The 8,740-nt window shown below is 50.5% G+C and carries 4 protein-coding genes; all 4 read left to right on the top strand.

Features of this window, described 5'->3' with window-relative positions; all coding sequences use genetic code 11:
- The first annotated feature begins 123 nt into the window (after positions 1-123).
- The 4 genes from NW212_RS14840 (at position 124) to NW212_RS14825 (ending at position 8,570) form a co-directional block, all read left to right on the top strand.
- A complete protein-coding gene (locus NW212_RS14840; protein ID WP_258339398.1) occupies positions 124-1,371 on the top strand; it encodes an efflux RND transporter periplasmic adaptor subunit in 1,248 nt (415 codons plus the stop codon).
- A 21-nt stretch (positions 1,372-1,392) separates the two neighbouring features.
- Positions 1,393-3,765 carry an ABC transporter permease gene (locus tag NW212_RS14835; protein WP_258339397.1) on the top strand — a complete coding sequence of 791 codons (2,373 nt, stop codon included), beginning with the start codon at positions 1,393-1,395 and terminating at the stop codon, positions 3,763-3,765.
- A 64-nt stretch (positions 3,766-3,829) separates the two neighbouring features.
- Positions 3,830-6,253, top strand: a complete 2,424-nt coding sequence (locus NW212_RS14830) for an ABC transporter permease (protein ID WP_258339396.1) — start codon at positions 3,830-3,832, stop codon at positions 6,251-6,253.
- Between the two features lie 10 nt (positions 6,254-6,263).
- Positions 6,264-8,570, top strand: a complete 2,307-nt coding sequence (locus NW212_RS14825) for an ABC transporter permease (RefSeq protein WP_258339395.1) — start codon at positions 6,264-6,266, stop codon at positions 8,568-8,570.
- The last annotated feature ends 170 nt before the right edge of the window (positions 8,571-8,740 follow it).

The raw sequence follows: 8,740 nt of genomic DNA, 5'->3' as shown, positions 1-8,740 counted from the left end.
GTGAGGATATCGTATCACTGCAATGAAGAGATCGTATCACTGGAGTGAAGAGATAAAGATGGCAGGACATCCGGAATTGAGGATGTGGCAACTGTTTGTTTTACAGCAAATTGTTATAGAAAAATGGATATAAAGCTAGAAAAGAAACCTTGGTATGTGCGCTACCGCTACCGCCTGGCGGCAGGTATAGTCGTGGCGGGCGGGCTTGTTTATGCAACGGTGCTTGCTTCCGGTCCGCGCAGGCTGCGCATTGATCCGGAATCGGTGCAGGTGGCCGAAGTGAAAAACGATGAGTTTCTGGAGTATGTAGATGTGGAAGGAGTGGTTCACCCCATTCTTACCCTCATGGTCAACGTGCGCGAGAGCGGCAATGTGGAACGCATTGTTGCGGAAGAGGGGAGTCTGATGAAACAGGGCGACACCATACTCACGCTGACCAACCCCGATCTGATGCGCGATCTGGAAGACCAGCGCGACGAGTGGGAAAAACAGCGCATCTCGTATGAGGAAAAGACCCTTGAAATGGAGCAGAAGACACTCACGCTCAAGCAGCAGGCACTGGAGGCGGAATACGAGCTGAGCAAAATCAGAAAGAGTTTCGCGCTCGAAGAAGAAGAATACAGGATGGGCGTCCGGAGCAAGGCGCAGCTGGAGGTATCGGCCGACGAATACCGTTACAAGCTGGAGTCGACTCGCCTCAAGCTGCAAGGGCTGAAAAGCGATTCGGTTATGACGGCAATCCGCAAAGAGCTGCTGCTCAACGACAGGGAACGGGAACGGAAAAAGTGGGAGCGTTCGTTGGGCAGGACGGAAGATCTGGTGGTGCGCGCTCCTGTCGACGGGCAGCTGAGCTTCGTGAAGGTGACGCCCGGCCAGCAGGTGGCTTCCGGCGAGAACATCGCCGAGGTGAAGGTGCTGGACCAGTTCAAGATTCATGTTGCACTGAGCGAATACTACGTCGACCGGATAACGGCAGGGCTCCCCGCTTCGGTGACTTATCAGGGCAGGCGTTATCCGCTCCGTGTGAGCAAGGTGGTGCCGGAAGTGAAGGACCGCACCTTCGATGTCGACCTGGTGTTTACCGGAGCCATGCCCGACAACGTGCGGCTGGGCAAAAGCTTCCGCGTGCAGATCGAACTGGGCCAGCCCGAAAAGGCTGTGGTGATTCCGTGCGGCAACTTCTATCAGCAGACGGGAGGCAACTGGATATTCAGGCTGAACGCCGACCGCACCAGGGCGGTGAAGGTTCCGATAACCATTAGCCGCCAAAATCCCCGCCAATATGAAATAACCGAAGGTTTGCAGCCCGGAGATTGGGTTATTACCACGGGATATGATAACTTTGGCGATGCCGAAGAACTGGTGTTTTGAAGAAGAAGTTAAAGAAGCTATATGAAGACATTACGATACGCATTGCGTCATCTGACGCGCGCCAGGTCCTATACCCTCATCAGCTTGTCGGGACTGGCGTTCAGCCTGGCTTGCAGCATCATCTTGCTGCGCTACATCCACCGCGAACTTACGGTGGACGCTAATTGCATTCATCCGGAAACGGTGGTGTTGCCGCTGGCAGACGTGCACGGCAATTGGTGTCCCAGTGCCCGAATGTATATGGACTCGGTTTATCTTGCCGATGGGCAGGTAACGGAACGCTGCCTGGTTGTTCCCAATGAGCGTACACATATTTTGTATGAGAACCGCACTTACAATGCCGATATGCTGGCGGTAGATTCTACCTTCTTCCGTTTCTTCGCTTATCCGGTAGTGGCGGGGACTGTGGCGATGCAAGGCAGTCAGGGAGCCATCCTTACCCGCAAGTTTGCCGAACAACTGTTCGGACGGGAGAATCCTCTTGGAAAGGTGCTGGTTTACGATGGCATACCTGTTGTCGTGCAAGGAGTGATAGACAGCTCTTCCAATAAAACCGTTTGGCAATTCGACGTGTTGGTTTCCCGCGGTTTGCAGGATTGGAACCGGATGAGTATCGAAATGGTCCGCGTATTGCCGGGTGTCGGTTTGGATGCGATAAACAAGGTGAGCGGCATTTATCGCGATACGAAATATTCCGGTCCTATGCGTTACCGGTTTATTCCTTGGGAACAGTTTTATTTCGATCCTTCCATTGTCGTGGAGAAATCGTTGATGAACCACGGCGACAAGTCTTACCTGCTGATTTTGTCGGGAGTGATAATCTTGTTGTTGGCGGTAGGCATCTTGAACTTTATCAATCTCTATATGGTGATGCTGGCGAAGCGTTGGCGCGAATATGGCGTCAAGAAGGTGTTGGGGCTGAAGCGTTCTTCGCTTTTCGTGGAAATCTGGCTGGAAAATTTCGCGCTGGTATTTGCCTCGCTCTTCGTGGCATGGGTGCTGATAGAGGTTACAGCAGTTCCGGTAGAGCGTTTGTTGGAAGAGCCGATAAGCTACACTTGGTTCGACGGATGGCTGTCGTCGGGCATTCTTGTGGCATTGCCTTTGCTCACTTCGGCTTATCCTTATATCAAGTACGGTTATCGTTCGCCTGTCGTTTCCATGCGCAATGTGCCGGTGCGCTATTCCGTTGCCTCACGTGCGGTGTTGCTGGGCATCCAGTATGTCTTTACGGTGGTGCTTGTAGTCTTGTCTGTCTATTTCAACCGTCATTTTGATTTCTTGATCAATACGCCTCCAGGGTTCCGCACGGAAGGAATATTGGAGGCAGATCTGCAGAAAGAAAACTGGAATTACGGGAATGAAACGGACGAGCGGAGAAAATCACGTAACGAGCGTATCGAAAGGATCCGGAAGGCATTGGACGAGTGTCCGTACATTGATTCGTGGATATGCAGTTCGTTTAATGAAATCACTTCTGAAGTTCAAATAAATTATTTCAATGAAAAGGATAAAAAGGTAGCGGTGAAGGCATTGTTTGTTCCTGCAGCTTTTTTTGATTTTTACGGATTGAAAGTGCTTGATGGCGACTTGCCGGATGAGATACGTGACGTAACCCGTAGCGAGATAGCATTGAACGAGGAAGCCATGAAACTATTCGGCTATGCCGATAGGGAAGAAGCGTTTGTCAGGGCCGAAACTCCTATTTGGATGTTTTTTGGAGCTGATGGCAGTGTAAAGAAGGGTGGGTTGGAACTGATGCCCGTTGCGGCGGTAATAGCCGATTGCTATTTCGGTAAGTTGACCGGTGGCGTACAGCCCATTGTTTATGTCATAAGTGGAGGATACGAACGTGGCAAGATTTCCATCGCCGTACACCCGGGCAAGGAAAAAGAGCTGCTGGCGTACCTGCGCCGCACGGTGAAGGAAATCTACGGAACCGAAGAGTTCGACCATGCATGGCTTTCGGATGTGGTGAAAGAACAGTATGCCCACGACCGCAAGATAGCTACGGTCTATTCGGTGTTCGCCTTTATCGCCATCGTGGTGTCGTGCATGGGGCTGTTCGGCATCTCGCTCTTCGACATCCGCAGGCGTTACCGTGAAATCGCTATCCGCAAGGTGAACGGCGCTACCTTGGCCGGCCTTTATTGGCTGCTTGGCGGAAAATACCTGAAAGTGCTGCTTGCTTCGTTTGCGGCGGCGGTTCCGCTGGCCTGGTTCATTATCAGCCGTTACACCGAGAGCTTTGTGCTGAAGGCACCGCTTTCGGCATGGATATTCATCGTGGCGTTGCTGCTGGTAGGGCTGATTTCGTTGGGCACGCTCTGGTGGCAGGTGGGCAAGGCGGCGCGCATCAATCCGGCAGAGGTGATGAGGTCGGAAAACAACTGACGGGAAGCCTGCAGATGTAGGGCGTTGTGTATGATCATAAAACTTAAAAAACTCATAAACTAAAATGATACGACATTATTTGAAAATAGCGGTACGGAATCTGTGGAAGTACAAGGTGCAGAGCGCGATTGGCATCGTGGGGCTGGCGGTATGTTTGTTGTGCTTCAGCATTTGCCTGTATGTATGTCGGCTGATGTGGGCAACCGACCAATGCTTCCCTCAGAAAGAGCGTATTGGCGAGATTGCGATGAAGGAACCCCAAGGAGCGACAGATTTGGCTGGAGTGCCTCCGGAACTGATAGATAAGTTGCGTATCCTGAACGGGATGGAAGCAGAAGCCTTTACATACCTGGGGTATCCTGGCTATCGTTCGTTTGAGATAGAAGTGAAGCCCGACGAGATGTTGCCGTTCGACCCGATGCTATGTATGGAAGTAGATACGTGTTTCCGTCAAGTATTCGGTGTGGATGTGCTGGCGGGTTCGTGGCAAGCTGCTGTGCATACGCCCAATGCGGTCATCTTGTCGGAAACCTTTGCGCGGCGCATCTATGGCAACCGCTTGCAGGATGCCATCGGAAAGCGTTTGTGCACCACGTCGAGGTTCGCCTTTGCGGGTGCGAACAGTGGCATCGGCTATACCGTGCAGGCGGTGATGGCAGATATTCCTTCCAATAATAGTTTTACGTATATGCAGTCTCTCGCCATGCTGGTGTTGAATGATAGCGATGGGAGGCTGCAATGGAAGGGAAAGGACGTGACGGGAGGTATGGGTTATGTATTGCTGAAAGGAGGGGAAGATAGCCGGAAGGAACTGGAAGCAGACCTTCGCACCAAGGGATTGGGTTTGCAGATGTTCGGCAGGGAGTTCGATGTGCATGTCCGTCCTTTAGGTTATGCCTATTGGAAGTACGGTGGTACGATGTATATCGTGTGGATTGCCGGCATTATCGGGAGCTTGGTGCTTTTGGTGGGGTTGCTCAATTTCTTTTATTTTCAGGTGGGGACTTTCTTGGCACGCAGCGGCGAGTACAGTCTCCGGCGAGTATTCGGGGGAGGCAACGCACATCTGTTGGGGCAATTATTTGTTCAGGCGGCACTGACGGTGCTGATAGCTTTCCTGTTGGTCTTTGTCTTGATAGAGTTGTTGGCACCCGTATTGCACATCGTTGTGATGAACTTTGAACTTGCTGTTGATGTCCAAGTATTGCAATACCAGTGTGCCCAATATCTGCTGCTGGTGCTGGCAGGCAGCTTGGGTGTATGCTTGTTTACTGTGGCACGTACACGTCGGATAAATATCCAGACAGGCATCCGCGGCATAAGTATCGGACGGGGTAAGCATCGGGTGCGCAACATCATGCTTGCCATCCAGTATTTCATTTGTTGGATATTTGTCACCTTGTCTTTCGCACTCTATCTGCAGGCAGATAAAACCACATCGGCACTCTTCGGTACGTTGACCCGTCAGGAGAAAAGCAGGATATTGAGCATCCCCTTGGATTACCCGTTTATGAAGCAGGCGGAAAAGCTTGCCTTGATAGAGCGCATGAAACAATGTGCCGGGGTGGAAGATTGCCTGTTGTCAGACGTTGATTATACACAGGGTGCCTCCGGCAATGTGTTCTATATCCAGCCGGATTCCCGGCGCGATAAGGAGGAAACTCCGGTCAATATTCTTTCCGTACCTCCAAACTTTTTCCGGTTTATGCATATTCCCATGCTGCAAGGCAAAATACCCGATACCGGCAACGAACTGGTGATAGATCAGGCTTTCGCACAGGAGCTGCGCACAAAGTTTCAGCAGGTGCCTTTAGGCACTACGCTTTACGGGTATTACAACGAAGGCTATAAAGTGACCGGAATAAGCAGTTCTTTTGTAACGGATGCATACAGAGGGGCGTTTGCTGAGAAAGGATATGTATTCCAGCTTGCCGATTTTCGTCAGTATGTGGGGCACTGTTACCTGAAATGCCATGCAGGACAGACAGACGAAGTGCGCGTGTATGTTTACGGACTATTGCGGCAAGCCTTGCCTCATACGATAGAACCTCGCATCACTACTTTTCTGGATGACATTGAAGCGCAACAGGGGATAGAAAGCATGCTGAAAGGCGTCATTCTCTTTTTGGCAGCGGTATGTGTGACCCTTACGCTTTTAGGGGTTTATGCGGCCATAACGGTTGATACGGAGAGCCGCTGCAAGGAAGTTGCCGTCCGCAAGGTGCATGGTGCAAGCGCAAGGCAGATCATGTGGCTTTTTGCCCGCACCTATATCGGGATAGGCGGGATGACGGCTCTTCTGGTTTTTCCGCTGCTTTATGGATTCATGAGATACTGGGGGCAGATGTACCGTATCTTTTTTCAGTATGGAGCCTGGTTCTGGATAAGCGTGTTTCTGTTTGTGGCCGCGGTTACAACCCTGACGGTTGTGACCCGCATTGTATGCATTGCCCGCATCAGTCCGGCAGAAATGATAAAGAAAGAATAAAAAACGGAGTATGATGATACGACATTATTTGAAAATAGCGGTACGGAATCTGTGGAAGTATAAGGTGCAGAGCATGATTTCTGCTTTATGTCTGGCTGTGGGCATTGTCGTGTTCAGTCTGGCATATCTGTTTGTCGACCGTATGGCAGACGCTTACAGCAGATTGCCGGAACACGAACGGTATGTCCGCATCATGGCATTCACTAAAGAAACGGGGGGTGACATGCCGTTTGCTCTGGCGGATGTGGACGAACTGCTTTTCCGTACGGAAGGAATACTGGATTCGGTTTCCGTCCACTCCGCTACAATGCGCACGGATGCGGATGTCATCGGAAAAGACGGGAGCAGCCTGCCGTATATTGTACGGTATAAAGTGACGAACAGTTCCTTTTTCCGTTATTTCAACCTGCCGCTGCTGTATGGAAATTTTCTGCCGAAGTCGGCGGATGAGATTGTTGTTTCGTCTGAGTTTGCTGAAAGGATAGCCCGGGGAGGAAGTCCCATAGGTATGGTTGTGCGCCTTGCTCCCTTCATGCCGGAAAACGGAATAAGGGATTACCGGATAGTGAACGTGGCGGATGTGCCCAAAGACGGACTGAATCTGGATGCGGATTGTTATTTTCCGCTTGAGCTGCAGCCGTATGCCTGGCTGCAGGTTCATGCTTTCATTCCGGAAGGGCAAATGCTGTCCGGTCTGGACGAAACGTTGAAACGGCTAGCGTGGGACAAGGAAGGAAAGACGGTGACAGTTGACGCTTCGCCGGTAAGCGGGCAGACGAATACGGTAATCGCGAAGATTTTGGCTCTCCTTCTCGCTTCCCTGATTCTGGTGTCGGGACTGATCACTTTCCTGAAGTTCACTTTCCAGATGTTTTATGCCCGCCAGCATGAGCTGGCCCTGCGCAAAAGCATGGGATCAGACATGAAGGGCGTATTTTGTCTGCTTTTTGTCGAAGTGTTCTGCATGTTGTCTTTTGCTTTCCTGCTGTCGCAGGTCTTGCTTGAAGGCTTGCAGCTGTTGGTTTCCCGCTTTCCGTTTTTGCCCGAAGAAAACATGGGCTGGTTTGTGCTGGAAGACTGTTATCTGGTGCAGGGCGGACTTTATCTTGCGGTTCTTTTCATCTGTCTGTTCATTGTCGCTTGTCCGGTGTGGCGTGTACGCCGGGTGAATCTTGTCAATCGGATCCGTACAAACGGGCGGAGGCATGGATTCCGCTGTGTGATGATTTGCATCCAGTTGTTTGTGTCCATGGGATTCCTCGGAACTGTGATTATTGTCCGGCTGTCGTATGATGAACTGGGAAGCCGGCTGTATTATCCTTCGGAAAAGGTAGAGGAAAACCGGATCATTGCAATAGACATGACTACGGCTGTTATCCGGAATAACTGGGACGCAATACATGCGGAAATCAACCGTATGCCGGAAATTGAAGGACAGACCTCCCTCAATGAGGATTCTGATGACGGAATGCTTTCTTACAGATTCATCACTTTCATGAAGCAGGACAGTACGGAAGTCAGGCTCAAGGTGATGACCGGAAATCCGAACTATTTCAGTTTTTTCCATATCCCCCTGCAAGGAAAGGCATTGGAAACGGAAACCGAAGGGTTTGTCTACGTCAGCAGAAGCGTTGCGGAGCTTATGCGGCATGAGCATGTAAAGGGGATGATCAGGCTGGACGGCAAGGCATATCAGATAGCCGGAGTTTATGAAGAGCTGTACAAGAATGTAACGGGAAACAGTCGTATTGCAGGTTCTGTCTTTTTCCCGGCACAGGATTTCAAGACCTGGCTGCTGAAAGTTGCCTCCGGGCAGGATGCGGATAAAGTGATGGGGAAGGTAAAAGCGGTCTGCCGGAAGCATGTTCCATACACTTTGCCCTTGGACGTATATAAGTTCGGCAGCCGGAGCGTATATTCGATGATGGATACGCTTGAAGCGGTGATGTGGATATTGGCTGCGGTCAGTCTGATGCTGGTGATACTCAGCATGTATTCTTCCATTTCGATGGACGCTGTAACCCGCCGGAAAGAAGTGGCCATCCGGAAAATCAACGGAGCTTCGTACAGGGATATTGCCATGTTATTTGCCAAGTCATACATAACGATGTTTCTGCTCATGTATCTGTTGGTTTATCCGCTGCTGAAACTGGCTATGGCCAATCTGTTGGAAGGATCTTCACTGAAGTCTGTGTATGGATGGGAGTGGGGCGTTATTCTGTTTGCGGTCATGGCTTTGTTGACTGCGATGGCGATAGGGTGGCAGATAATAAAGCTGATGCGGATAAATCCGGCCGATACGATAAAAAAAGAATAAGCCATAGAGATAAGTAGATGTTGAGAATCAGTTTATACAAAACCGGTCTGTTCAGAAACGCAGGCTAACACGGACTTTCGCAGATTATTGTGCTGATTATCTGCATTAATCTGCGAAAATCTGTGCTTCTAATGATATTATTTAATTTTGCGCACTTATATTATGATTAT

The organism is Bacteroides sp. ET225, assembly GCF_024733745.1.
GTDB lineage: Bacteria > Bacteroidota > Bacteroidia > Bacteroidales > Bacteroidaceae > Phocaeicola > Phocaeicola excrementipullorum.
Note: the sequence above shows the minus strand (reverse complement) of the source record. Positions and strands in the feature narration are given on the sequence as shown.